At 69.7% G+C, this 24,632-nt stretch carries 22 protein-coding genes; 7 read left to right on the plus strand and 15 right to left on the minus strand.

Translation table 11 applies throughout. The annotated features are described in order from the left end of the window. Positions 1–10 precede the first annotated feature (10 nt). Positions 11–676: a response regulator gene (locus tag ACXC9Q_RS36580; RefSeq protein ID WP_457061225.1), complete on the plus strand. Its 666-nt coding sequence runs from the start codon at positions 11–13 to the stop codon at positions 674–676. A 3-nt stretch (positions 677–679) separates the two neighbouring features. On the opposite strand, the gene ACXC9Q_RS36585 is transcribed toward ACXC9Q_RS36580, so the two are convergent. Further along, positions 680–1,264 (minus strand): GNAT family N-acetyltransferase, encoded by a 585-nt coding sequence (locus ACXC9Q_RS36585; protein ID WP_457061226.1) that lies wholly within the window; start codon positions 1,262–1,264, stop codon positions 680–682. Positions 1,265–1,362: 98 nt separating this feature from the next. Between ACXC9Q_RS36585 and ACXC9Q_RS36590 the strand changes: the two genes are divergently transcribed. Together ACXC9Q_RS36590 and ACXC9Q_RS36595 are read left to right on the plus strand one after the other, a co-directional pair. Further along, complete coding sequence (locus tag ACXC9Q_RS36590) at positions 1,363–2,271, plus strand: ABC transporter ATP-binding protein (RefSeq protein ID WP_457061227.1); 909 nt, start codon at positions 1,363–1,365, stop codon at positions 2,269–2,271. Between the two features lie 78 nt (positions 2,272–2,349). After that, positions 2,350–2,826: a hypothetical protein gene (locus tag ACXC9Q_RS36595; protein WP_457061228.1), complete on the plus strand. Its 477-nt coding sequence runs from the start codon at positions 2,350–2,352 to the stop codon at positions 2,824–2,826. Here the strand turns inward: ACXC9Q_RS36595 and ACXC9Q_RS36600 are convergent. The 4 genes from ACXC9Q_RS36600 to ACXC9Q_RS36615 form a co-directional block, all read right to left on the minus strand. Next, a complete protein-coding gene (locus ACXC9Q_RS36600; RefSeq protein WP_457061229.1) occupies positions 2,819–4,093 on the minus strand; it encodes a glycoside hydrolase family 125 protein in 1,275 nt (424 codons plus the stop codon). The genes ACXC9Q_RS36595 and ACXC9Q_RS36600 overlap by 8 nt on opposite strands. Positions 4,094–4,101: 8 nt before the next feature. Continuing rightward, positions 4,102–5,289: an ROK family transcriptional regulator gene (locus ACXC9Q_RS36605; protein ID WP_457061230.1), complete on the minus strand. Its 1,188-nt coding sequence runs from the start codon at positions 5,287–5,289 to the stop codon at positions 4,102–4,104. Positions 5,290–5,358: 69 nt separating this feature from the next. After that, positions 5,359–6,930, minus strand: a complete 1,572-nt coding sequence (locus tag ACXC9Q_RS36610) for a hypothetical protein (protein WP_457061231.1) — start codon at positions 6,928–6,930, stop codon at positions 5,359–5,361. A gap of 38 nt (positions 6,931–6,968) precedes the next feature. Continuing rightward, on the minus strand, positions 6,969–8,171 hold the full coding sequence (locus ACXC9Q_RS36615; RefSeq protein WP_457061232.1) for a cysteine desulfurase-like protein: 1,203 nt from the start codon (positions 8,169–8,171) through the stop codon (positions 6,969–6,971). 129 nt (positions 8,172–8,300) lie between these two features. Between ACXC9Q_RS36615 and ACXC9Q_RS36620 the strand changes: the two genes are divergently transcribed. Continuing rightward, positions 8,301–9,260 carry a DMT family transporter gene (locus ACXC9Q_RS36620; RefSeq protein WP_457061233.1) on the plus strand — a complete coding sequence of 320 codons (960 nt, stop codon included), beginning with the start codon at positions 8,301–8,303 and terminating at the stop codon, positions 9,258–9,260. Between the two features lie 15 nt (positions 9,261–9,275). Here the strand turns inward: ACXC9Q_RS36620 and ACXC9Q_RS36625 are convergent, their stop codons facing one another. From ACXC9Q_RS36625 to def, 4 genes are read right to left on the minus strand one after another with little or no spacing between them, the layout of a single operon-like run. Then, complete coding sequence (locus ACXC9Q_RS36625) at positions 9,276–10,262, minus strand: DMT family transporter (protein WP_457061266.1); 987 nt, start codon at positions 10,260–10,262, stop codon at positions 9,276–9,278. Positions 10,263–10,315: 53 nt separating this feature from the next. Then, positions 10,316–11,698 (minus strand): RsmB/NOP family class I SAM-dependent RNA methyltransferase, encoded by a 1,383-nt coding sequence (locus ACXC9Q_RS36630; protein WP_457061234.1) that lies wholly within the window; start codon positions 11,696–11,698, stop codon positions 10,316–10,318. Beyond that, positions 11,695–12,627 carry a methionyl-tRNA formyltransferase gene (gene fmt, locus ACXC9Q_RS36635; protein ID WP_457061235.1) on the minus strand — a complete coding sequence of 311 codons (933 nt, stop codon included), beginning with the start codon at positions 12,625–12,627 and terminating at the stop codon, positions 11,695–11,697. Before fmt ends, ACXC9Q_RS36630 begins: the two co-directional genes overlap by 4 nt. Then, the gene (gene def, locus ACXC9Q_RS36640; protein WP_457061236.1) at positions 12,624–13,172 is read right to left on the minus strand and encodes a peptide deformylase; all 549 of its coding nucleotides are present in this window, start codon (positions 13,170–13,172) and stop codon (positions 12,624–12,626) included. The genes fmt and def overlap by 4 nt, the downstream gene beginning before the upstream one ends. Positions 13,173–13,553: 381 nt before the next feature. Between def and ACXC9Q_RS36645 the strand changes: the two genes are divergently transcribed. Both ACXC9Q_RS36645 and ACXC9Q_RS36650 read left to right on the plus strand, forming a co-directional pair. Beyond that, the gene (locus ACXC9Q_RS36645; protein ID WP_457061237.1) at positions 13,554–14,693 is read left to right on the plus strand and encodes a C39 family peptidase; all 1,140 of its coding nucleotides are present in this window, start codon (positions 13,554–13,556) and stop codon (positions 14,691–14,693) included. Further along, complete coding sequence (locus ACXC9Q_RS36650) at positions 14,693–15,832, plus strand: hypothetical protein (protein WP_457061238.1); 1,140 nt, start codon at positions 14,693–14,695, stop codon at positions 15,830–15,832. The genes ACXC9Q_RS36645 and ACXC9Q_RS36650 overlap by 1 nt, the downstream gene beginning before the upstream one ends. 9 nt (positions 15,833–15,841) lie before the next feature. Here the strand turns inward: ACXC9Q_RS36650 and ACXC9Q_RS36655 are convergent, their stop codons facing one another. Genes ACXC9Q_RS36655 through ACXC9Q_RS36665 form a run of 3 tightly spaced genes read right to left on the minus strand, consistent with a single transcriptional unit; the run spans position 15,842 to position 18,277 of the window. Then, positions 15,842–16,384, minus strand: a complete 543-nt coding sequence (locus ACXC9Q_RS36655) for a DUF1707 SHOCT-like domain-containing protein (protein WP_457061239.1) — start codon at positions 16,382–16,384, stop codon at positions 15,842–15,844. 13 nt (positions 16,385–16,397) lie between these two features. Then, positions 16,398–17,015, minus strand: a complete 618-nt coding sequence (locus ACXC9Q_RS36660; protein WP_457061240.1) for an HAD family hydrolase — start codon at positions 17,013–17,015, stop codon at positions 16,398–16,400. Between the two features lie 47 nt (positions 17,016–17,062). Then, positions 17,063–18,277, minus strand: a complete 1,215-nt coding sequence (locus tag ACXC9Q_RS36665) for an MDR family MFS transporter (RefSeq protein ID WP_457061241.1) — start codon at positions 18,275–18,277, stop codon at positions 17,063–17,065. A 72-nt stretch (positions 18,278–18,349) separates the two neighbouring features. Between ACXC9Q_RS36665 and ACXC9Q_RS36670 the strand changes: the two genes are divergently transcribed. Then, positions 18,350–19,339, plus strand: coding sequence for a helix-turn-helix domain-containing protein (locus ACXC9Q_RS36670; protein WP_457061242.1), 990 nt, complete (start codon positions 18,350–18,352; stop codon positions 19,337–19,339). Here the strand turns inward: ACXC9Q_RS36670 and ACXC9Q_RS36675 are convergent. The 3 genes from ACXC9Q_RS36675 to ACXC9Q_RS36685 form a co-directional block, all read right to left on the minus strand. After that, positions 19,336–21,354, minus strand: a complete 2,019-nt coding sequence (locus ACXC9Q_RS36675) for a primosomal protein N' (protein ID WP_457061243.1) — start codon at positions 21,352–21,354, stop codon at positions 19,336–19,338. The two genes, ACXC9Q_RS36670 and ACXC9Q_RS36675, sit on opposite strands and share 4 nt — an antisense overlap. A gap of 62 nt (positions 21,355–21,416) precedes the next feature. Further along, positions 21,417–22,610 carry a methionine adenosyltransferase gene (metK, locus tag ACXC9Q_RS36680; protein ID WP_457061244.1) on the minus strand — a complete coding sequence of 398 codons (1,194 nt, stop codon included), beginning with the start codon at positions 22,608–22,610 and terminating at the stop codon, positions 21,417–21,419. Between the two features lie 179 nt (positions 22,611–22,789). Beyond that, positions 22,790–23,899 carry a winged helix DNA-binding domain-containing protein gene (locus ACXC9Q_RS36685; RefSeq protein WP_457061245.1) on the minus strand — a complete coding sequence of 370 codons (1,110 nt, stop codon included), beginning with the start codon at positions 23,897–23,899 and terminating at the stop codon, positions 22,790–22,792. Between the last annotated feature and the right edge of the window lie 733 nt (positions 23,900–24,632).

The following is a 24,632-nucleotide window of genomic DNA, read 5'->3' on the forward strand; positions in this document are numbered from 1 at the left end:
GCGTGAGCGCATGATCAGGGTGCTGCTGGCGGACGATCAGGCGTTGGTGCGGGCCGGGTTCCGGTCGTTGCTGAACGCCGAGGACGACATCACGGTGATCGGCGAGGTGGCGGACGGAGCCGAGGCGGTCACGGTGGCGCGGGCCGAGAAGCCCGATGTGGTGCTGATGGACATCCGGATGCCGGGCACCGACGGACTGGAGGCGACGCGGCAGATCGGCGCGGACGTGGAGCTGGCCGATGTGCATGTGGTGATCCTGACGACGTTCGACCTGGACGAGTACGTCTTCGAGGCACTGCGGGTCGGGGCCAGCGGATTCCTGGTGAAGGACACCGAGCCGGTCGAGCTGCTGCAGGCGGTCCGGGTTGTCGCGCGCGGCGATGCGCTCCTCTCCCCCGGTGTCACGCGCCGCCTGGTCGCGGAGTTCGCGTCCCGCAGCCGCCAACCCCACGCCAGCAAGGAACTCGACGTCCTCACCGAACGCGAGAAGGAGATCGTCGCCCTGGTCGGCGAAGGCCTCTCGAACGACGAGATCGCCGAGCGCCTGGTCCTCAGCCCGGCAACGGCGAAGACCCATGTCAGCCGCGCAATGATCAAACTCGGCGTCCGCGACCGCGCTCAGCTGGTCGTGGTCGCCTACCAGACCGGCTTGGTCCGGCCGGGTTGGCTCGGTTGAGGCTCAGTCCGGGGTGACCGTGCGGGCGACGACCCAGCGGTGCGGGGAGATCGGACGGATCCGGGTGAAGCCGTGGGACTCGAAGGCGGGCATCGGGCCGGTGTGGAGGAAGGAGCCGGAGACTTTCCGGTCGTCGGTTTCCTCGGGGTAGCCCTCCACGGTGCCACCGCCGTACTGGGCGATCTGCGCGAGGGCGCCCGCCAGGGCCGCGTCGGAGACACCGCGGCCGCGGTGGCCTTTACCGGTGAAGAAGCAGGTGATGCGCCAGTCCGGGGGGTCGGTCAAGCCCTTCTCGTACAGGCGTTTGCTCTTGACCTCGGGCAGCTCCTCAGGCGTTCCGAACTGGCACCAGCCGACGCACTGGTCGCCGTCGAAGACCAGTGCGGCATGGGTGCTCCCATCCCGGACGCGTTGCTCCTTCTCGGCGCGGTTCTGGGCCGCGGTGCGTTCCTTTCCCAGCTTCACGTGGAAGCCCATGCACCAGCACCCACCCCAGACCCCGTTGTTCGCCTCGACCAGCGCGGCAAACGCCGGCCAGGTCTCAGCGTCCAGCGGCCGGACCGACAGCAGTGCTTCTCGACGCTCCACGATCACTCAGTATGCTCGGCGATACTCCGAGCGGGGTAGCTGCGGTCAGTCCTCCTGGGCGACGCGGTCGGCAGGCCTGCACCGGCACGCTCTGGGGTATGGATGCGCTAGTCGAGGTCAGCGGGCTGACGAAGAGGTACGGCGACACCCTCGCGGTGGATGGTGTCGACCTGACGGTTCTGTCTGGAGAGGTCTACGGGTTCCTCGGGCCGAACGGGGCCGGGAAGACGACCACGCTCAGGATTCTGACCGGGTTGATCGCGCCCACGAGTGGTGACGTCCGCGTGCTCGGCGGTCATCCTGGGCAGGCCGACGTACTGGGCCGGACCGGGTCGATGATCGAGTCGCCCGCGTTCTATCCGTACCTCTCCGGCTTGGACAACCTGCGTCTGCTGGCCGAGTACGCCGAAGTGCCGCGACAACGGGTCGACGAGGTCCTGGAGCTGGTTGATCTGGCCGAACGGGCGAAGGACCGGTTCTCGACGTACTCCCTGGGGATGAAGCAGCGGCTCGGCGTCGCGGCCGCGTTGCTGAAGGATCCGGAGCTGGTGATCCTGGACGAGCCGACCAACGGGCTCGACCCAGCCGGAATGCGCGACATGCGCCGGCTGATCCGCGAACTCGGCTCCGACGGGCGGACCGTACTGCTGTCCAGCCACCTGCTCGGCGAGGTGCAGCAGATCTGCGACCGGGTCGGGATCATCAACTCCGGCCGGATGGTTGCCGAGCACAACGTCGACGAGCTGCGCGGCGAGCAGGAGCTGGTCGTCCGCGCGACACCGCGCGACACCGCCCAAGCAGTCCTCACCGACTTCCTCGGCACCGGCGCGGTGCACCTGTACGACGACACGCTCAGGGTGAAGGTGGACCCAGGCCGGGCCGCCGAGGTGAACCGGGTGCTGGTCGAGGCCGGGATCGCGGTATCCGAGCTGCACAGCACCGAGCGAGCTCTCGAGGACATCTTCTTCGAGCTCACCACCAGCGGGGAGACCACCGATGCTGGGTAGCTATCGAGCGGAGCTGCTGAAGCTCCGCAAGCGGTCGGCCGTCTGGGTCGTGCGGCGCAGTTCCTCGCACTCGCCACGATGATCGCGATCTGGGTGCTCGGCATCTTCGCGGCCTGCGCGCTCTCCAGCTTCGGCATCGCGGCCGCCGAAGGCGGCGCGATGAACTGGCCCGGTCCGGTCGACCTGCTGCAAGGTCTCGGCGGTGGCTGGCTGGTGCTGATGATGTGGTGCCTGGCCGGCGCGGTCCTGGCCGTTGCCTTCCGCAACGTCGCGTTGCCGATCGGCCTCGGTGTGGTGTGGATTCTCGGCATCGAGACCTTGCTGGCCGGAGTGGTCAGCAGCCTGTTGCCGGATCTGAAGTTCCTCGCCAACGTCTTGCCCGGCACGAACGCGGGCTCGCTGGTGTTCAGCGTCACCGGTATGGCTGCCAACGACGCACCGCCCGGCGTTCGCGATGCCGTCGGCGGGTGGCGCGCCCTGCTGACCCTGATCGCCTACTGCGCGGTGTTCGCCGTACTCGCGGTCTGGACGACGCGGCGCCGGGACGTCACCTGATCCCGGCGTGCACCAGGGCGAGCTCGCAGAACATCGCGTTCGCCCAGGAGAACCACTCGCGGGTGAAGACAGCCGGATCCTCGACGTGGAACGACTCGTGCATCAGACCGGTGCCGCCCGTGGTGTCGCGCAGGAGCTCCAGCAACCGCTGGCGTTCCTCCGCCGATGTGCTCGTCAATCCCTGCACAGCAAGGGCAATCGGCCACACCTGGTTCGGCGGGGTGTGCGGGCTGCCGATGCCGGCGGCGTGCGTACCGCTGTAGTAGTACGGGTTCTCCGGGCTCAGCAGCAGCCCGCGAGTCGCGACGTACGTCGGATCGTCGGCGGCGGCGTACCCGGTCAAAGGGATGCCCAACAGGCTCGGCATGTTCGCGTCGTCCATCACCAGCGCCGCTCCGGCGCCGTCGACCTCGTAGGCGTAGACGTGGCCGTGTTCCGGATGATCGATCGTGCCTTGCCGAGCGATGCCGTCGTCGATGTCGGCCTTGAGTTCCTTGGCCCGCGCGGACAGCGGCTCGTCATCCAGTACCTCGGCCGCGATCTCCTGCAGATAGCTGAGGACGACGGACGCGAACATGTTGCCGGGCACGTTGAACCCGAGCTCGGTCGCGTCGTCACTCGGCCGGAACGCGCTCCACGACATCCCGGTCGGCCGGGTCAGCCGGCCCCGCCCTTCGCGGACCAGCGTGTCCGACGGCAGCATGTCCGGCTCGTCCCGCTGGAACCGGTACGGCGACCTCGCCTCGTGATCCTGCTCGACGGTCCACAGGTCGATGATCGCCGACGCCGCGGCCCGGAAGCGCTCGTCGATCACGTCCGCCCGACCGGTGATCCGCCACAGCCGGTACGCCAGCTCGAGCGGGAAACAGAGTGAGTCGATCTCGTACTTGCGCTCCCACACCCACGGCGACATCTCGGTCTCGTCGGTGGTGTGACCGGCGCCGTTCGCCTCGCGGTTGAACGCGTTGGCGTACGGGTCGAGGACGACGTACTCCAGTTGCCGGTGCAGGACTCCGATGAGGACCGCCTGCAGGCCCGGATCGTCCTTGCACAGCAGCAGGTACGGCCGGAGCTGGGCGGCGGAGTCGCGCAGCCACATCGCCGGGATGTCGCCGGTGAGCACGAACGTCGTCCCGTCCGGCAGCCGTTCGGCGACGGCGGGCAGGTTCTCGGCCATCGAGCGCCGGAACATCTCCGCGATCGTCTCGTCGCCGGTCGCCCGGTGGACCGCCGCGGTAGCCCGGGCGAGGACCTCGGGATCGATCATCAACACAATCACCTATCTGCCACGAGTTCGCGGCTCTGCAACAGTACCGAGGGGTTCGGCGAGAAGGTCTGGTCGAGGACCAGGCTGGCCGCGCCGATCGCGCCGACGTCGACGCCGAGCGCCGTACCGGCGACTTCGAAGGGGTGGACGGAGCGGACCAGGAAACGTCCGTCCAGGGCGGTCCGGACCGCGTCGCCGAACAGTGGCGCGAGCCGCTCCCAGTGCGGGCCACCGAACACCACCCGCTCCAGGTCGAGGAGATTCGCGATGTCCTCGACCACCTTGGCGATCCGGACGGCCAGCGCTGCAACGATCTCCCGGGCCGGCCCCGGATCCGCCGCGGCCAGCGAACACAGCCGGGCGAACGCCGCGTCCACGGCCTGCCGGTCGTCGAGGTCGATGCCTGAGGCAAGCACCCCGGCCCGGACCGCCTGCTGCACCAGGTACCGCGGCTGGCTCGCCTCGCCGACGCAGCCGCGCCGCCCGCAGTAGCAGACCGGCCCGTCCGGGTCCACGATGACGTGACCGATCTCGCCCACGTTGCTCGACGAACCGCGGACCACCTCGTCACCGATCACCAGGCCGGCCCCCACGCCGGTGCCCAGGTAGAAGAACACGAAGCTCCCACCTCCGCCGGCCCACTTCTCGGCCGACGCCGCTGCGGTCACATCCTTGTCGAGGAGCACCGGCAACCCGGTCCGCTCCCGGAGCTCGTCCCGGATCGGAACCAGATGCCAAGCCGCCAGGTTGGGTGGGTCGACCACGAAACCACGCTCGGCATCGATCGGCCCCGGTGCGGCGATTCCGACACCCACCACGCGATCCCGTGGCGCGGCGGCGAGAGTCATGACGTCCTCGATCGTCGCCGCGATTCCGGCGATCAGTACGTCGGGATCGTCGGCGTACGGCGTGTCCACCCGCCGGCGCGCGACCACGTCGCCGGTGAGGTCGAGCAGCACCACGGTCACGACGGCGGGGTCGAGGTGGACGCCGACGGCGTATTGGCCGGTGGGTTCGAGCTCGAGCAGAGTGCGCGGCTTGCCCAGGCCCGCGCTGCGCTGGCGGCCGGCTTCGCGAACCAGACCGGCGTCAAGGAGGCGGCGGGCGATGTTGGAGATCGCCTGACCGGACAGGCCGGTCACCTCGGCGAGCTCGACCCGGCTCAGTTGCTCGCTCCGGCGAATCGCATCGAGCACGACGGCATCATTGAAACCGCCGACACGATCCAGGTTCGTGCCCCGGCGTACAGTCACAACTCCCCCCAGTTAGTCGGAGATCGGGTCCGCACCCCACGGACGTGACCAGTCGTACTGGATCGTCTCGGCGCCTGAGCGCCAGGAGTTCGGGGTCGTGTTCGTCAGCCAGTCCAGCGGCTCGATCCCGGACGCGTCACCACCACTGAGCGCCAACCGTATACCGTCGCTCAGCGCGCGGTCCGACTGCTCGGTGCGGCCTTGTGGATCGATCGACACGAACAGCGCCGTACCGGACCGTGCGACCAGATCCAGGAACCGCTGGTTCAGTTCCCACGGCGTCTGCGACGTGCATGGGACGCAGTCGGCGTCGACGGCGAAGAAGCGGTTGTGCTGCGGCAACCGGAACGCGAGCGTGTTGACGCCCATCTTGCGGGTCCGCTCCCAGTCCCGTCCGGACGTGTCGTCACCGGTCCGCTGCACGTCGACCAGCCCGGCCGCGAGGTGCCCGACGGTGTTGCAGCCGATCAGTACGACGTCGTCCGCGGCCGCCCGGATCTCGCGATAGAACGCGAGCACGATCTCCGCCGTCGTCCGCGACGGATCGTGCAACTGCCAACCGCTGCCCGTCAGTCGCGAACCCATCGCGGGCCCGAACCGGCCGAACACGTCGTACGTGCTGAAGTCGTGCTTCACCAGCTCGAAGCCCCAGTCCTTGAACCGCCGCAGATCGGCGCGGACCAGGTCGAGCACCTCCGGGTACGACGGATCGAGCGCGCGACCGGGTTTGTCGTGCGGCCCGGGGCGACCCCACGGACCGGCCTCGCGAACCAGGAGCGGGCGGAACCACAGCCCCGGGCGGGCGCCGATCGCCGTGATCGCCGCGGCCGTGCCGGCCATGTCGTCGAAGACTCCCGGCGCACCCGCGTCCCACGGACCGCCCGACGCGATGCCGCCCGGGTACCAGCCGTCGTCGACGACGCTGAACGGCTTGACCGGGTGATCGTCGGCGAGCTCCACGATTGTCGCGGCGTCGACCTCTACTGCTTTCTGGTCGAAGTTCTCGCCGTACGCGTAGTACCAGTTGTTCGCCCCGACCACCGGCGCGGGCTCAGGTCGCGCCGGTAGCCGGGTGCTCATGGTGGCGACCGCTGCGTGCAACGTCAGCCAGGGCGAGCCGGCGTCCTCGAACCGACGGACAGTCGCTGCGGCCAGCGTACGTCCGTTCAGCCGGGTCGGACCCCCGCCGTTGCGGAGATCGAGCCAGAGCGTGAAGCCGTCGGCGTCGACGGTCCACGAGCAGAATGCGTTCGGCTGCACGTCGACGCCTGCGCCGGTCGTCGTACCGGTCTGCGGGTCGTGGGCGAGGAAGTACCACGGCAGCAGTCGCTCGGGTTGCTGGTGACGCCACTGCAGGTCGCCGTACGAGCGTTCCCAGGCGTCGCCGAGGATCAGCGCGTCGGCGGGGAGCCGTTCGGACCAGCGGAGCGCGACGCGCGCGACGGTCGGCCCGGTGACGTCGATGGCGCCGTCCGACCAGCTGACATCGATGCCGTCGGCCGACCAGGTCGCGCCGTTCCGGACCGTGCTGGTCAGCCCGTCCGAGAGTCCCGCCTGGACGAAAACAGTGCTCGGTTCTCTCACCTGACTCCCTCGGCGGCGAATTTCCCCACGGACTTTAGTTAATGGTCAGAAGAACCGTCAAGGCTCGCCACCGCCGCGACGAGACGGTCGATGTCTGACTGGTCGGAGTACGGCGCGAGACCGGCGCGGACGGCTCCGGCAGCACCCAGGCCGAGGTGGCGGGCAGCCTCGTAGGCGTAGAACGATCCGGCCGGAGCGTTCACCCCGGCGGCGGCCAGATGCTCGGCCACCGCGGCCGGCGGATGGCCCTCGACAGTGAAGAGCAGGGTCGGCGTACGGCGAGCCGCGTGGCCGTAAAGGGTCACGCCCGGGATGGCGGCCAGCCGTGACTCGAGATCCTCACGCAGGCCGTCCTCGTACTCCTCGACCAGCTGCATCGAGCTGAGCAGGCGCTCGCGTCGGGTGGCTCCAGTTCCGCCGAGACGGGCAATGAAGTCGACGGCCGCGGTTGTGCCGGCCAGCAGCTCGTACGGGAGCGTGCCGAATTCGAAGCGCTCGGGTACGGCGTCCGACGACGGGAGCAGCTTGTCCGGCCGGAGCGTCTCCAGCAGCTCGGGCTTGGCGCTCAGCACCCCGAGGTGCGGCCCGAAGAACTTGTACGGCGAGCAGACGTAGAAGTCGGCGTACGTCGCATCGACCGGGGCGTGCGCGGTCAGGTGCACCCCGTCGACGTAGATCAGCGCACCGGCCGCGTGGCCCTGATCGGCGATCCGGGCGACGTCCGGACGGGTGCCGACCAGGTTGGAAGCGCCGGAGACGGCGACCAGGCGAGTGCGGTCGGTCAGGAGTGGCGCGATGTCGTCCAGCTCGGAGGTCGCGGGGTCGAAGCCGAGCCACTTCACGGTCGCGCCGACGGCCTCGGCGGCCTGCACCCACGGGCGGACGTTGGCGTCGTGGTCGAGGCGGGTCACGACGACCTCGTCGCCCTCCGACCAGGTCTTGGCGAGCGTGCGGGAGAAGTCGTACGTCAGCTGAGTCATGCTGCGGCCGAAGACGATGCCGCTCGCCTCAGTGCCGAGCAGATCGGCCATCGCCTCCCGCGCCCCGATGACGATCTCGTCGGCCCGGCGGTCGGCAGTCGTCAGCCGACCGCGGTTCGCCAGCGCCGACGTCAGGGTCCGGGCCACCGCGTCGGCGACCACCTGCGGGGTCTGCGATCCACCCGGACCGTCGAAATGCGCCGCGCCCTCGTCGAGCGCGGGGAACTGCTTACGGACGGACACGACCTCGAAGGCACCCATGGCCGCCATCCTCTCCCGGCGACCAAGCCCGTTGCCATCCGTTGTCCATTTCTCACCAGGCTTGCCCGATCCCGGATAAAAATCTTCGGAATGTCGCCGCGGTAGTGCAGGATGTCAGGAGTGACTACGGTGACGACTACTGACAAGGCCGCCGCACCAGTGCGGGCCTGGCTTCCGACGATGCTGACCCTGGCTGCCATCTGGGGTTGCAGCTTCCTGTTCATCTCTGTCGGAGTGCGCGAGCTTCCGCCGCTCTACCTGGCGCTCGGGCGCGTGATCGCGGGCTCCGTCGTCCTGCTGGTGATCCTGGCGGTGAAGCGCGAATCGTTACCCCGGGACCCCCGGCTGTGGCTGTATCTGTTCGTCGCCGGCGCGATCGGCTCCACGATCCCGTGGACGCTGTTCGGGTACGGCGAGCAGCGCATTCCATCCCTCCTGGCGGGGATCTGGAACGGGATCACCCCGCTCGTCGTACTGCCGATCGCCGTGCTGATCTTCCGCACCGAGACGTTCTCGCGGCAGCGGGTGCTCGGGCTGGTCATCGGGTTCGGCGGGATGCTCGTCGTACTGGGCGCTTGGCACGTCGACGCCGGTGCGGATCTGACCGGCCAGGCGCTGTGCATGCTCGCGGCGGTCTTCTACGGGCTGGCGATTCCTTTTCAGAAGCGGTTCATCGCCGGCACCACGTTATCCGGGACGGCACTGTCCGCGAGTATGTTCCTGTGCGCAACGGTCCAGCTCGCGATCGTGGCACCGATCGTCACCCGGCAGGCGCCGCCCGCCCCGTGGTCGCTGTCGATCGAGGTCGTGCTCAGTGTGGTCGCGCTCGGTGCGCTCGGCAGTGGGCTCGCGTTCGTGCTCAGCCTGCGGAACATCCGGCTGATCGGGGCCAGCCGGTCGTCGATGGTGACCTACCTGATGCCGATCTTCTCGATCGTGGTCGGCGTCCTCGTGCTGCACGAGCACATCACCTGGTACCAGCCGGTCGGCGGCCTGGTGGTGTTGCTCGGAGTCGCCGTCTCGCAAGGGTTGCTGCGTCCGCCGCGGCGCACGCCGATGGTCGCCGCCGAGGCGCCCGCGACGACCTGAGCGCCGCCGGCGAGGTCAGCCGCGGCGGAGGTTGGGGACGGCGGCGATCACCACGGCGGCGAGGGCCAGCACGGTGCCGGCGACGACCGGGAACGTGACCGCCTTGTCCGCGGCCGGGAGGAACAGGTCGATGAACAGGCTAGCGATCAACTGACCGGCGATGGTGCCGAGACCGAACACGAACACGCCGACCACCCGAACCACAGCCGCCGCCGCGCTGATGAAGATCACACCGCACGCGCCACCGAAGTACAGCCACGGGTTGCTCGGCAGGTGATGCGGCGCACCCCGCAGCGCGAGGTCGGCTCCGAAGACGATCAGCAGTGCGATGAGCCCGACCCCGAAGTTGACCACGCCGGCCGCGACCGCGCCGTACGCGTCCGGTGAGGCGGTGCGTGCGACGCGTCCGTTGATCGCCTGCTGGACCGCGGTACCGACGCCGCCGAGCGCGGGCAGTACGGCGAGCAGCAGGCCATCCGGGTGACTCAGCTGGTCCGACACCGCGAGGACGACGGCCAGCAGGGCGATGACCGCGCCGACGACGCGCAGCGTGGTGAACGGCTGCGGGCCGGCCGGGCCGAAGCCGAGGCGGTCGACGATCAGACTGCTGACCGCCTGACCTGCGACGACCGCCACGGTGAAGACCGCGACGCCGATCACAGAGACGGTGATCGACTGGGTGGCGACGAGGTAGGCGCCGGCGAGTCCCCCGAGGCACTGCCACCAGCGCAGACCGCCGTACCCGCGCCGTGGCTCGCGGATCGCTCGCCAGACGGCACCGAGGGAGCGGCGTACGGCGGGGATCACCGCCGTACCGATCAGCAGGATGAGCAGGCCGGTGGCGAACGAGATCGTCGCGGCCGCGACACCGTCACCGAGGACGCTGCCGAGTTCGCCGTTGATCCGGGACTGGATCGCGACCAGCATGCCGATGCCGAAGGCGGCGGTGAGCCCGATCAGGTGGTGCTGACGGGTCGAGGCCGGCGGGCGGGTCGCGGTCATTGTCACGTCACCATCATGACCGTTCGCCAGATTGCGCCTGACACCGGTCCACTCTATGACCGGCGGATCAGGGCCAGGTACATCGCATCGGTGCCGTGGAGATGCGGCCACAACTGCACGTCGGGACCGTCGCCCAGGTCCGGTACGCCGGGGAACAGGGGGCGCGCGTCCTCGAGGGTCGCGTCGCACCGTTTGCGCAGTAGGGCGTCGACCACGGCGCGGGTCTCGTCGGGGTGCGGTGAGCAGGTGACGTACGCGACCACGCCGCCGGTGCGCGCCGAGGTGATCGCCGAGTCCAGGAGGTCCTCCTGGAGGGGCCGCAGTTCCTTCACGTCGTCCGGCGTACGGCGCCAGCGGGCCTCCGGGCGACGTCGGAGCGCTCCCAGGCCGGTGCACGGCACATCGGCCAGCACGCGGTCGAAGGACCCGGCCGGCCACGTCGGCTTGGTCCCGTCTCCGACGAGAACCTTGTGTTCGCCGGGGATTGCCCGCAGGTTGGCCCGGACCAGCTCGGCCCGATGCTTGAGCGGCTCGACCGCGGTCAGTTGGCCGTCACGTTGTTGCACGAGCGCTGCGAGCAGCGCCGACTTGCCGCCTGGTCCCGCGCAAAGGTCCAACCAGCTGCTGTCCGATCCCTCGATCGGAGCCGCGGCCAGGGCGAGAGCGACGAGCTGCGACCCTTCGTCCTGCACGCCGGCCCGACCGGTGGCAACCGCGTCGATCCGCCCGGGATCGCCACCACCCTGCAGCACGGCCGCGTACGGCGACCACTTCCCCGCAGTGGCCCCAGCCGCGACCAACTCATCGACCTCGGCCAGCCCCGGCCGAGCCACTAGCGTCACCCGAGGCGGCTCGTTGTCCGCATCAAGCAACCGCTCCAGCCCACTGCGGTCACCCAGCGCCTGGGCGAAGGCCTCGATCACCCAGCGGGGGTGGGCTTTGGCGATCGCCAGGTAGCCGTAGGCATCCTCGGCGGCCGGCGGCGCCACCGCGGCGATCCACTGATCGAGAGTGCGTTGGCTGATCTTGCGGAGGACGGCGTTGACCAGGCCGCTGCGTTTCTGGCCGATCTCGGCGCGGGTGAGCGTGACCATCTCCGACACGGCAGCGTACGAGTCGACGCGCATCCGGAGGAGCTGGTGGCTGCCGAGCCGGAGGAGGTCGAGGAGTTCAGGGTCGAGGTCCTCGAGTGGGCGGGACACGCTGCGCGCGAGGAAGGCGTCGTACGTGCCTTGCCAGCGGAGCGTCCCGTGCACCAGTTCGGTGCAGAACGCGGCGTCACGACCGCCGAGGCGCGACTCACGGAGAGCCTTGTTGAGGACGAGGTTCGCATAGCCGGCCTCGCCGTTCACCTGCCGGATGACCTGGTACGCGACCCGGCGCACCCGGTCCGGGCGGCGCTGCGGCGTCCGATTGCGCGGCGACCGGTCGCTCACGTGGAAGGTCCCAGCCGATCCTCATCGGTGAGGCGGACACCACGGGCCCAGTCTGCGGCGGCCATCGGCTTCTTGCCCTGCGGCTGAACCGTCACCAGCTCCACCGCCTTACTCCCGGTGCCGGCCTTCACGCTCGACTTGGTCGCCCGAAGCTCACCAGGCTTCAGCTCCTCGTCGGTCAGCCGTACGGCGAGAACCTTCAAGCGCTCGCCCCGGAACATCGTCCACGCCCCCGGCGCCGGGTTGCACCCACGCACCAGCCGATCCACCCGCTGCGCCGGCGCGGCCCGATCCAGCTCGGCGTCCTCGACGGTGATCTTCGGCGCCAGCGTCACGCCGTCGGCCGGTTGCTCGCGAGCCTCCAGTACGCCGGCCTCGACCCCGTCCAGCGTGTCCACCAGGAGCTTCGCGCCGGACACCGCCAGCCGGTTCAGCAGGTCACCCGAGGTGTCCGAAGGACCGATCGGCTCGGTGAGTACGCCGTACACCGGGCCGGCGTCGAGCGCCTTCACGATCTGGAACGTGGTGGCCCCGGTCACGTCGTCCCCGGCAATGATCGAGTGCTGCACCGGCGCGGCGCCACGCCAGGCGGGCAGCACCGAGAAGTGCAGGTTGATCCAGCCGTGCCGCGGGATGTCCAGGGCCGCCTGCGGCAACAGGCCGCCGTACGCGACGACCGGGCAGCAGTCCGGCGCGATCTCGGCCAGCCGCGCCAGGAAGTCGGGATCCCTGGGCTTCACCGGCTTGAGGATCTCGATCCCACCGAGCTCCTCGGCGTACTGCGCGACCGGCGAGGCGACCAGCTTGCGGCCGCGGCCCGCCGGTGCGTCCGGACGCGTGACCACGCCGACGAGTTCGTGGCGGCTGGCAACGATCGCCTTGAGAGCGGTGACGGCGGGCTCCGGCGTACCGGCAAAGACGACTCTCACAGGCCGAATCCGTTCGTCGGGTGCGGCGAGACCTTGATCTGCGGTGGGCCGGCGAGGCCGGACCAGTCGGCCGCGCGGATCGCCTTCATCGCCTGCTTACGGGTGTCGGTGTCGAGCCGGTCGACGAACAGGATGCCGTCGAGGTGGTCGGTCTCGTGCTGGATGGCGCGGGCCAGGAGCTCGGAGCCCTCGATCACGATCGGGTCGCCGTACATGTTGAAACCCTTGGCGATCACCGAGAGCGCCCGGCGGCAGTCGAACGTCAGGCCGGGGATCGACAGGCAGCCCTCCGGGCCGAACTGCTCGTCGGGCGAGAGCGTCAGCTCCGGGTTGATCAGGTGCCCGAGCTCGCCCTCCACGTGGAACGTGAACACGCGCAGCCCGACCCCGATCTGCGGCGCGGCCAGGCCGGAGCCGGGCGCGGCCTGCATGGTGTCGGTGAGGTCCGCGACCAGGCGGCGCAGCTCGGCGTCGAAGTCGACGACCGGCTCGGCCTTCGTGGTCAGGACGGGGTCGCCGAACAGGCGGATGGGTTGGACCGACACAGACTCTCCACAGCGTTCCACGGACCTGGACCGGCCAAGTCTAGTTGGCCGCGGGCGGCGGTTCAGGGGCAGGGCCCCTCCACATTGTTGCCACAAGCACGTACTGTGGTCTCAGGCGTACCTACAGTCACTGCCGTCACACGCCCAACGGGAGACCCAATGCCCACAGCAGCACGGGGGGCAACTCTGATCCTCCTGGGTGCACTGCTTGCACAGGCACCCCTCACAGCCGCTGCCTATCAACCCCGCGATCCTGAGCCGGCCGGCGTGGCTCCTCCGGCCGAGCCTGTCCCGAGTCCGACCGCGACCCCCACAGCCGCCCCCAGCCAGCCGGTGCCTGAGCAGCCGGCGGCGCGGTCGTGGAGCGAGGTGGTGAAGCAGGTGACCGAGACGTCGCCTGGTGATCTGCAGGTGCTGTCGGCGGAACCGTCCGCGCAGGCGGGGTCGATGATGCGGTGCTTCAAGCTCGAGACCGAGAACTACTGTCTCGGGCTCGGGTTCGTCGACCAAGTCCCGACCGGGGCTCAACTGCGGGCGACGCTCAGCCCGCCGGAGCGGCATGCCGACGGCGAGGTGGGGGTCGAGCAGGACATCCCCACGGGCGATCTCACGCCTGCCGCGTTCGTGGCGGAACGTGCGGCCATGCCGAAGAGCACCCGCGTGAACGCCGAACTCGACGAGATGCAGGCGGCCTGGGACGGACGAGCCAAGGCACGAGAACTGCGCCTGCTCGCCGAGTCCGCTGCACCTACGGAGAACGGGGAGGCGTCGACCACTCAGCCGACTCCGGTCAGTCCGGGGACGCCTCGGCCGACTCCGGTTGGTCCGGGGACCGAGGCGACTCCGGTTGGGCCGGCACCGACTGCTACGCCGCCTACTCTGCCGCCGGCTACGCCGACGCGGACCCCGCCCACGCAGGAGACGCCGACGCCGGTGCCCACGCCGGTGAATCCGCCGGCCGCGCCGGTGAAGCTGCCGGCTTCGGCGTACATCATGAAGGGTTTCCAGACCTCGCAGGAGAGGGGGTACTGGTGTGGTCCGGCCACGTTCCAGTCGATCGACTGGGGGGACGACAACCAGAAGGACACCCAGGCGTCGTGGGCCAAGGATCTCGGCTCGACCACATCCGGGACGGCGATCTCCGCGATGGTCCGGCAGACCAATCTGAAGACCAACTGGGACAAGCCGGCCGGCGCCTACATCGTGCAGAGCGTGTCGCACTGGAACGCGCAGACCTTCTTCACCGTCCACCAGAAGCACCTGGGCGGCTACAAGGCGCCGGTGATCGAGCACGTGCAACTGCTGAAGCGGTACTTCCCGTACCTCGCCTTCAACCACAGCGGCCACTACCAGGTCGGCCGCGGCTACGACCGGGCCAAGGGCACGATCGGCATCTACGAGGTGTTCAACGAACGCCGGTTCAACAGCCGCGGCAACGTGACCGACGGCCCGAAGAACGTCCCGGCAAGTGCCCTCTTCAACGCCACCCTGGCCAACTCCTTCCAGAACATCGGGCTCTGATGCGCCGTACCACCGTTGCCATAGGCACTCTCTTCGTCCTGCTCCTGGCCGGCTGCTCGTCACCGTCGAAGGAGGCGGGCCCCACCAACTCGCCGACGAGGCCGACCCGGACACCGACGGGCAGGCCGTCGACCCCGGCGCCGCCGACAGATTCCGGTACGGCGATCCCTGCCTGGGCGAAGGTGCTACGGCAACCGGTGGACGGGCAGCATCTCGTCACCCAGCAGCGCAAGTACGTCGTCACCCGCGGCAGCGACGAAGCCGGCACGACAACGGTCGCGGACCGGACCACCAGGAAGGTCGTGGTCCGGCACACCCCGGCGGCCGGATTCGTCGCGCAGTCCCCCGTCGTGATCGACGATCACTGGGCACTGATCGAGGACATCCGCTCCGACGGACCCGACCCACAGATCAAGCTCTTCCGCTACGACCTCACCACCGGCCACCCGGCCGCCCTGACCGGACTCCCCCAGATCTCCGAGCCCGAGATCGGCGCGTACGACGCCACCTTCGCCTACTCCTCCACCGACGCGAAGAACCGCTCGTGCCTGATCGTCGCCGACCTGGCGACCCTCAGGTCCCACACCGTCACCTGCGTCGCCGCTCCCGGCTACATCGCCGATCCGGTCGTGTCGGCCGACACCGTCACCTTCAGCGAGATCACCGCCCCCGAGACCGCGCGCCGCTGCAAGCGCCTCCTCACCGCATCGCTCACCGCCGGCTCCACCCAACCGGTGCCAGCGGCAACCAACTGCATCCAATGGAGCGGTGCCTCGCTGCGCGGCGCGACCGTCTGGTCGGAGGTCGCCGCATCCGACCCGGACCAGTACCAGAGCAAGGCGTACGTCCGCCCGACCGGCGACTCCCCCGCCCGTTCCCTCGGCACCGTCGTCACCGCCACGATCCTTGCCTGCGGCAACTGGATCCTCTGGGAGACGCGCACCGTCACCGCCGGCACCGAGACCTACCAGATCAACCGGTGGCGCCCAGGCCTCGCCCAACCCCAGCGCATCTACACCAGTCCGGCCGGTGCCGCGCTCACTCCCCTCACCTGCCAGGACGGCACGGTGTACGTCGAAGCGGCGTACCTCTCGAACTCACCGGCGTACACGGAAAGCATCGCGGCGGCCGTCGCCTGAGGACAGCCCTCAGCGCCACGCGTGGCGGATCCTCAACCGTCCGAACCCCATGGTCCCGGAGATCCGGATCGTCGGCCCGCCCGGGCGGGGCTGCCGCCGCGGCGTGTAGTGCGAGTCCCTCCAGCCGGTGCGCAGACCTTCGAGATCGACGATCGCGTCGCGCGGCACGGTGATCTTGGCGCCGCCGGTGCCGAGGTGCAGCTCGAGGTCGACGACCCGGTGCTCGAAGACCGCCCTGGACAGGTCCAGCTGCACCCGGCCGAAGGCGGACTGAACCTTGAGGGTCCTGGGCACGCGCCACTCGCCACGCCGCTGGATCCGGCCGGCGGCCGCGGAGATCGTGGACGTGGTGCCAGGGTCCTCCGCCGGCAGCGAGGCCAGCGCCGACGCGATCTCGTGGCGGGTCGTGGCGGTGAGCACCCGGTGGAGACGCCGGTCCATCTCCTCGTACGAGATGTACCCCTCGGTGTAGGCCTCCTGCACGCGTCGGACGGCCGTGTCCCGGTCGGTATCCCTGACCAGGGACGAGCGGTCTTCGGGCCGGATGCTCACCGTTCCACTGTAGCTACACGGAGAGGCCGCGGCTGCGGAGCTGCGTGCGCAGTTCGGTGGCGCCGGTGAAGAGTTCGGCGTCGAGGCCGACCGTACGGGCGCCGTCCACGTTGTACTGCATGTCGTCGGTGTAGAAGGTTCGGGCGGGGTCGAGGCCGTAGCGATCGATCAGGATGCGGTAGATCTTCTCGCCCGGCTTGACGGTCTGCTCCGCGCCCGAGACGACCTCGCCGTCGAAGTGGGTGAGGATCGGGAACGCGTCCTTCGCGACCTCCCACTTCTCGGCCGAGAAGTTGGTCAGCGCGTACGTCGGGATGCCGAGAGCCTGCAGGTCGGTGAGAACTGCGGCGGTGTCCTCGAACACGCCCTTGACCATCTTCAGCCAGCCGGTGTCGTAGGCCTCGATCCACTCGGAGTGCTCGGGATGCAGGCTGGTGAGCTCCTCGATCGCCTCCGCCCAGGGGCGACCCTCGTCCTGCTTGTGGTTCCAGGCCGGGGTGGTCACGTTGGTCAGGAAATGTGTCCGCGCCTGCTCGTCGGGAATCAGGTCGGCGTACAGGTAGGTGGGGCTCCAGTCCAGCAGCACCCCGCCGATGTCGAACACCACCACGTCGATCGTCCGCTCAGTCATGCTCGCAACCCTACGAGACCGGGTGTGAAGGGGCCGGACGACTCAGCTCAAACGGTCGCTGCGTTCGCCGCGGCCCGGGCGTGCAGCGCGGGAGCCAGCGAGTACTGCCCGAGGGAGATCACCACGCCGAGCAGGGCACAGCCGATCCAGGTCACGGTCGGGCCGAGGTGCTCGAGAGCGTTGGTCCCGGCCAGCGGCCCGATCACCGTGCCGACGCCGAAAGCCATCCCGGACAGGCCCATGTAGCGCCCGCGCAGGTCGACCGGAGCGAGATCGGCGAACACCGCGCCGATCACCGCGGCGAACCCGATCTCGCCGATCGTCCACACCACGACCGACAGCCCGTAGCCCCACCAACTGTGCACGACCGCGCCCAGCCCGAACCCGAGACCGACCACCAGCATCGACGCGGCGAGCAGCTTCGGCCGGTCCATCTTCACCAGCCACTTGCCGAGGAACGGCTGGATCAGCACGATCACGACACCGTTGAGCGCGATCACCAGTCCGTAGGTCTGCGACGGCAGACCGTCAGCCGCCATCGCCAGCGGCAGCGTCGAGTACCCCTGGAAGTAGATCGTCGCGTACCCGATCTGGATCAGGATCATCAGCAGGAACACGGTGTCGTGCAGAGCCACCGCCAACAGCGGCCGACGAGGCGCGTCCTCGTCCAGCACCGGGCGGCTCTCCGGCACCATCGCCCAGATCACCACGCCCGCGACCACCGACGTACCGGCGTTCAGCCAGAACAGCAGGCCGTAGCCGATCGACGCCAGCACCCCCGCACTCACGGTGGAGACCGAGAATCCGAGGTTGATCGCCCAGAACAGCAGTCCGTACGCACGGACCCGTTCGCCCGGCTGGAGCATGTCGGCCACCGTCGCCTGCACCGCCGGCCGGAACAGGTCACCGAGCAGACCGACCAGGAACGCGGCCAGCCAGATCATCACCATCGCCCGGGCCGACCCGAGCAGGATCAGCGCCGCCGCGGTGCCGAAGAAGCAGATCAGCATGGTCAGCCGGCGACCGACCCGGTCGGCCAGCCAGCCGCCGGCGAGCTGCGCGGCCACGGTCCCGGCACCGACCGCGGCCGCCACGGCACCCGCCGTCCCGGCGGAGAGGTGACGGTCGTGGGTGAGGTAGAGGACCAGGAACGGCTGCACGAAGCTGCCGAGCCGGTTGACCAGTTGGCACACCCACAGCGCCCAGAAGGCCCTGGGCAGAGCAGTCGGAGCGGGGGCTTCGACAGCAGCGGCAGTCGTCATGGGCACAACTCTCGTGGTCCACCCGATCGGTGTCGACGATTAGGCACAGAACTAATCAGCTAGAGTAGGCCCGTGATCACGATCAGGCTGAACGCTGAGGACGTCGGGCGGATCCGGTTCGCGCTGTCGCCCGTGTGGGAGGCCGTCACCAGTGTGCGGGCGCTCAGCAACAACACCGCGCGCAGCGTGCACGGTCCGTGGCTGCAGAAGGTCCGGCCGATCATCGAGGGCCCGGACCTGACGTTGCTGAAGGCACTCATCCCGTCCTTCGGTTACATCCCGGACTTCATCACGCCGGCTCCGCCGCGGCGCTCGACCAGCCTGGAGTCCGGTCTCGCCGCGATCGCGGCAACGCCGCACGACCTGGTCGTGAACGAGATCGGCAGGCTGCACCGGCACAACCCGCACCCGCTCCTGCCGGACCTGATGGGCGATCCGGCCAAGGCCCTCGACCTGATCACGTCGGCACTGGAGACCTACTGGCGGCGCGCGCTCGAGCCGGACTGGCGCCGGATGCGCTCACTGCTGCAGGAGGATCTGGCGTTCCGGCTGGACGAGTTGGCCAGCGGTGGGATCGAGCGGCTGTTCCGCAACCTGCATCCGTCGGTGCGGTTCACTGGCGATCGGATCGAGATTGATCGCCCGTTCGCGTGCGACGGTGAACCGCTGGCCGGCCAGGGGGTGTTGCTGGTGCCGTGCGTGTTCACCTGGCCGGCCGCGCTCCCCGTGTCCGAGGCACCGCACGTGCCGACCATCACGTATCCGCCGCGCGGCCTGGGGCGGCTGTGGGAGAACCGGCAGGACGCGACCGAGTCGCCGCTCGCGGACCTGGTCGGGCGGACGCGGGCCGCGATCGTGAGTCATCTGGATCTGCCGATGTCGACGACGCACCTGGCGCATCAACTCGGGGTGACCGCACCGACGTTGAGCGTGCATCTGAGCATCCTGCGCAACGCCGGTGTGGTCGACTCGCGGAGGGATGGCCGGGCCGTGCTCTACTACCGGACCGCTCTCGGGACGCAACTGCTGACCGCGTCCACTGCCCTGGCCACGTCGGCCTAACCGAAGCTCGGCGGGTCGACCTGGACTCGAACGGAGCCCGGGTTCTTCTTCGCGCTGCGCGCGGACTGACCTTCCTTCAGCGCACGCACCAACGCCGGGCCGTGGGCGCGAGGAGTCCGTACGACGGCCCGGACGGTCTCGTCGTCGACGTCGACTGGCCCCAGGACCTCCAACCCGGTCGTCGCCGGCAGCAGCTCGCGGAGACGGGCGATCAGGTCGGTGACGGACTCCGACGGCCCGGTCAGTTCGGCCAACTTCGCCGCTGGTGCAAGACGAGCGGCCCGGCGTTCCTCGACCTCACGAGTCGCGTATCCCTCAGGACTCCAGCGGACGACCGCCTGCAAAGGCAAAGCTGACGGGTCGCCGACCAGGATGACCGTGCCTGTCGGGCGCACCAGGGCCGCCGCGTTAAACCAGCGCCGCACCGCCTCCTCCGGCGCACGCAGATCAGGACGAGCGAGCATCAGCCACGTGTCCAGCAGCAGCGCCGCGCTGTAGCCGCCGTCCGCGACCGGCTCGGCTCCGGGGGTGCTGACGATCAACGCCGGGCTGTCCGACACGACGTCGAGCACGTTGTCGCCCCCCGACGTACGCACGACCACGCCGGGAAACGCGCGCCCCAACTCCTCCGCCGTACGACGAGCTCCGACGACCGCGGCGCGCATCCGGGTGTCGCCGCACTCCGGGCAGCGATGATCCGTCGCCGGCCGGCCGCACACGCTGCAACTCGCCGGCCCGGATCCACCGGTACGACGCAACGTCCCACCGCACGTCGCGCACCGCGAAGGCGCCCGGCAGGTCTGACACACCAGGCTCGGCAGATACCCGGCCCGCGGCACCTGCACCAGCACCGGCCCCGACCGCAGCCCTTCACGGGCGATCTCGAAAGCGCGATGCGGCAATCGCGCCGCCCGAGCCGCCGGATCGCGGGCCAGGTCCGTGTCCGACTCCCCCGCGATGTGCACCGCCGGAGCCGCTGTCCGGATCACCGCCCGATCCGCGATCAGCTCGTTGGCATACCCCGACTCCACCAGCGCGGCCGACTCCGCCGTACGCGCGAACCCACCGAGCAGCACCGCACACTTCTGCTGGAAAGCCCTGAGCAGCAAGACTTCCCGCGCATGCGGGTACGGCGCCCGCGGCTCGGCGTACGAGTCGTCGCCGTCGTCCCACAACGCGACCAGGCCGAGCTCCGCCACCGGCGCGAACGCGGCCGCCCGCGTCCCGATCACCACCCGCGCACACCCGCGCAGCGCCGCGAGGAAGGCCCGGTACCGAGCCGTCGGCCCGAGGTCCGCGGACAGCGTGACGAATCCCGCCTCCCCGAGCACCGTCGTACAGGCCGCTGCCAACCGCTCGAGGTCACGCGCGTCCGGCACGAGCAGCAACGCGCCCCGACCGGACGCCGCACACACCGCTGCGGCCTGCGCGAACGCGAGCGCCCAATCGGCCCCCGGTACGGCGGTCCAGATCGCGCGTGGTGATTCCGACCGGGTGATCGCGTCGAGGAAGCCGCTCGGGTACGCCGACCACTCGGAGCGCGAGGTGGACAGCGGCGGCGGCGCGGGCTGGTTGCAGCGCAGTGGCTCGCCTTCGACCTTCGCGTGCCGGGGCGGGACGGCCAACCGGGTGACGTCCGCGAACACTCCGGCGTACCGGTCGGCGACCGCGCGGCAGAGGTCGGCGATCTCCGGCGTCAGCACCTGCTCGGGCGAGACGACCTTGCGGATCCGGGCCAGCTTGCCGTCATGGTCGGACGATTGGAGGCGCTCCAGGACGAAGCCGTCCAGGTCCTTGCCGGCGAAGCGGACCTTCACGCGCGCGCCGGGTTGAGCGGCCGCGGCCAGATCCTCGGGAACGAGGTAGTCGAACGGCCGGTCGAGATGCGGCAGCGAGACATCGACCGCGATCCGTGCCACCGGCAACGTGGCGGTGATCCCGGCCGGCTCCTTGGTCCGGGATTTGCGCACGGTGTCCCGCAGCAGCGTCAGTTGCTCCGGCGAGTCCGATGTCACCGGGAAATGCTAGTCCGGCGGGACGACAGTGCGCGGACGCACTGCCGTCCCCCTGTGGACAACTACTTGTTGACGGCTGCCTTCAGCGCCTCGACGCGGTCGGTGCGCTCCCAGGTGAAGTCCTCGCCGGTGCGGCCGAAGTGGCCGTTGCGGGCGGTCTGGGCGTAGATCGGCCGGAGCAGGTCCAGGTCGCGGATGATCGCGGCCGGCCGCAGGTCGAACACCTCGCGGACCGCCGCGGTGATCTGCTCCACCGGCACGGTCTCGGTGCCGAACGTGTCGACGTAGAAACCGACCGGCGCCGCCTTGCCGATCGCGTACGCGACCTGGCACTCGGCCCGCGCGGCGAGCCCGGCGGCGACGATGTTCTTCGCCACCCAGCGCATCGCGTACGACGCCGACCGGTCCACCTTCGACGGGTCCTTGCCGGAGAACGCGCCACCACCGTGCCGCGCCATCCCGCCGTAGGTGTCGATGATGATCTTCCGCCCGGTCAGCCCGGCGTCGCCCATCGGGCCGCCGACCTCGAACCGGCCGGTCGGGTTCACCAGCAGCTTGTAGCCGGCCGAGTCGATGTCGAACTGCTCGAGCACCGGGTCGACCACGTGCTTCTTGATGTCCGGCGTCAGCATCGTGTCCAGGCTGATGTCGGACGCGTGCTGGCTCGACACCACCACGGTGTCGATCCGGACCGCCTTGTCACCGTCGTACTCGACCGTGACCTGGGTCTTGCCGTCCGGCCGCAGGTAGGCCAGCGTGCCGTTCTTACGGACCTCGGACAGCCGCTCGGACAGCCGGTGCGCGATCGTGATCGGCAGCGGCATCAGCTCGGGCGTCTCGTCCGACGCGTACCCGAACATCAATCCCTGGTCGCCTGCCCCCTGCAGGTCCAGCTCGTCGTTCGACGCGTCCGACCGCGTCTCGTACGCCGTGTCGACGCCCTGCGCGATATCCGGCGACTGGCTGCCGATGGCGACCTGCACCCCACAGGACGCGCCGTCGAAACCCTTCAGCGACGAGTCGTAGCCGATCTCCAGGATGCGCGCACGCACGATCCCCGGGATATCGACGTACGCCGTCGTGGTGACCTCGCCCGCGACGACGACCAGACCCGTGGTGATCAGGGTCTCGACCGCTACGCGGCTCTTCGGGTCCTCGGCCAGCAAAGCATCGAGGATGGAGTCGCTGATCTGGTCAGCGATCTTGTCCGGGTGACCCTCGGTCACTGACTCGGACGTGAAAAGGCGCCTCGCCACAGTTCTCCCTCGGATTCCTCTTGTGCCGCGCGACCGAGGCCGCACGATCCCCCCATGCACCGGCGGTTGGCGATGCATCTCGGAAAGTATGCCAGCAGTTTTCCCCGGAGTCCCGGTAACGCTCCGAATTCGACCACTATCCGAGACTCGCGGCCATATATTGGACAGGCGGTCCGGATTCAGGCGTGCGGACCGACCGCCACGTCGCCCAGGGTGAGCGACGGTGTGCAGGCAAGGATCGCAGCCAACCGGTCCATCTCGGCGTCCAGCAGCGTGCGCCGGCGGCGATTCAGGCTGCCGAGGGTCTCGACGGTGACCTGCAGTGTCCGGCCGGCCTTCTTCTGGTGCCAGACCCCGGCGACGATGCCGTCGATCAGCAGGAGCGGGTAGTTGCCGGCCTGACCGCGCGCGGTCGCCCTCGTGAAGGCCTTGCCGGGGAAGAGCAACTCCCTGGGGTGGCTGCCGACGCCGTACGCGTCGAAGTACGGCAGCAGCCGCACACCGTCTGCCCGGTCGTCCGGGAACTCGTCGCCCGGCGCGTGCCACACGGTCTGCCCGTCCAGCTCGGCCTGCGGGAGGTCGTCGAAGTACGGCTTGACGAACGTCGGCGTCGTCTTCAGCCAGCGGGCGAAGTGCTGCGGCGTGGCCGGTCCGTAGGCGTAGAGGTAGCGGTGCAGGAGTTCGGTGAGCGCCTTCTCGGCCGGCAGCCGTTCGAAGGGCTTGATGCGGTGCGGGTTCGAGTACGTCGTGGCGCGGCCGCGCATCGGGCCGTAGCAGAGGACACCGGCGTTCGCCGCATCCGAGATTGACTGCCGCCAGCGCGGCCAGTACCCCTGGAACGCCGGCATGACGAGATCGCCGGCCCATGCGCCAGTACGCCGTACGACTTCGACCGTGAGCTCGTCGACGGTCAGGTCATCGTGCGTGAGCGCAGCACCGATCGCGGCGATCACCTCGGCAGTCTGGCCGGGAGTCATCCGCATCACCTCAGGCGCCTGGGCACCCCGCGGCAACGCGGACAGCGCGCCGGTCCACATCGGCAGGTCGTCGAGGGGCAGCAGATGCACGGTCCCGCGTGGTCCGAACGTCTTCACCAGCCCGTCCGCACGCTGCACGCTCTCCCGGGTAGCACCGGCGACCCGCAGCGCCACCGACAACTCCCCCGCCGCCAGGATCTGCGCATGCGCCCCAGACATCGCACGTACGGCGTCAACCGGTGTCGCAGCGGACTCATTGAGGTAATGCCGCCGCATCCGCCGGGCAACAACGGCCTGCCAGGTGATCTCCATTCCCCCGACCCTAACCACAGAACCGGACAACTCCTGTCCTAACCCCGGCATCCCCTTCACACCCACACCCCCCACGCCCTGACCACCGCCATCCACCCTCCTCGCGTGCCCATTCACACCCCGCCGCGCCCATCCACCCTCCCGCCACGGCCATGTGAGGCTCTTCTGTTCGATGTGTGGGTGGTGGCCCACCTGCCGTGTCGTGGTCAGCGGGCGGACCCAGGACCGGTGACCTGAGACGGCCCGTGGTCCGGTCGCGGCCCCCGGTTCCCGGCATCCGGTCGGCAGCCTCCAGACACTCAAGACGCCGGGGTCCCGACATGCTTGCGCCGCCGGGGGTGTTGATCGGCGCGACCCTGGACAGGTACCGGGGACCTCGGACACCGCACAGCCTGTCCGAGGCCCCCAGGTGGTGTCCCAGGCCACGCGGATCGCCACCGGTCCCACCCGCCGCCACGACGAGCCCGTCCAGCCACTGCACCTGCCCGCCCGTGCGCGGCCGATCCGGCTGCGGCCCGGAGGCTGGGCGTGCCAGCGCGACAGGAGGTGTCCCCCCGGCCCCGGCCTGGCCGGCCAGAGCCAGGCGTGAATGCCTGCTCCGACCAGCACCCCTGGCCGACACCACCTGTCGAGCTGGCACGCCCAGCCGACCTCGCCCACACATCCAGCAGAAGAGTCTGAAATGGCCGCCGGCTGAGCTGGGTGCGCTGCCGAGCCGGTGTGGGCGCCGGCG

The organism is Kribbella sp. CWNU-51 (genome assembly GCF_054073265.1).

Coding starts and splice junctions, on each gene's coding strand:
- ACXC9Q_RS36580 (WP_457061225.1), top strand. CDS start 11: ATGATCAGGGTGCTGCTGGCGGACGATCAGGCGTTGGTGCGGGCCGGG.
- ACXC9Q_RS36590 (WP_457061227.1), top strand. CDS start 1,363: ATGGATGCGCTAGTCGAGGTCAGCGGGCTGACGAAGAGGTACGGCGAC.
- ACXC9Q_RS36595 (WP_457061228.1), top strand. CDS start 2,350: ATGATCGCGATCTGGGTGCTCGGCATCTTCGCGGCCTGCGCGCTCTCC.
- ACXC9Q_RS36600 (WP_457061229.1), bottom strand. CDS start 4,093: ATGATCGATCCCGAGGTCCTCGCCCGGGCTACCGCGGCGGTCCACCGG.
- ACXC9Q_RS36615 (WP_457061232.1), bottom strand. CDS start 8,171: ATGGGTGCCTTCGAGGTCGTGTCCGTCCGTAAGCAGTTCCCCGCGCTC.
- ACXC9Q_RS36625 (WP_457061266.1), bottom strand. CDS start 10,262: ATGACCGCGACCCGCCCGCCGGCCTCGACCCGTCAGCACCACCTGATC.
- ACXC9Q_RS36650 (WP_457061238.1), top strand. CDS start 14,693: ATGCGCCGTACCACCGTTGCCATAGGCACTCTCTTCGTCCTGCTCCTG.
- ACXC9Q_RS36660 (WP_457061240.1), bottom strand. CDS start 17,015: ATGACTGAGCGGACGATCGACGTGGTGGTGTTCGACATCGGCGGGGTG.
- ACXC9Q_RS36665 (WP_457061241.1), bottom strand. CDS start 18,277: ATGACGACTGCCGCTGCTGTCGAAGCCCCCGCTCCGACTGCTCTGCCC.
- ACXC9Q_RS36685 (WP_457061245.1), bottom strand. CDS start 23,899: ATGGAGATCACCTGGCAGGCCGTTGTTGCCCGGCGGATGCGGCGGCAT.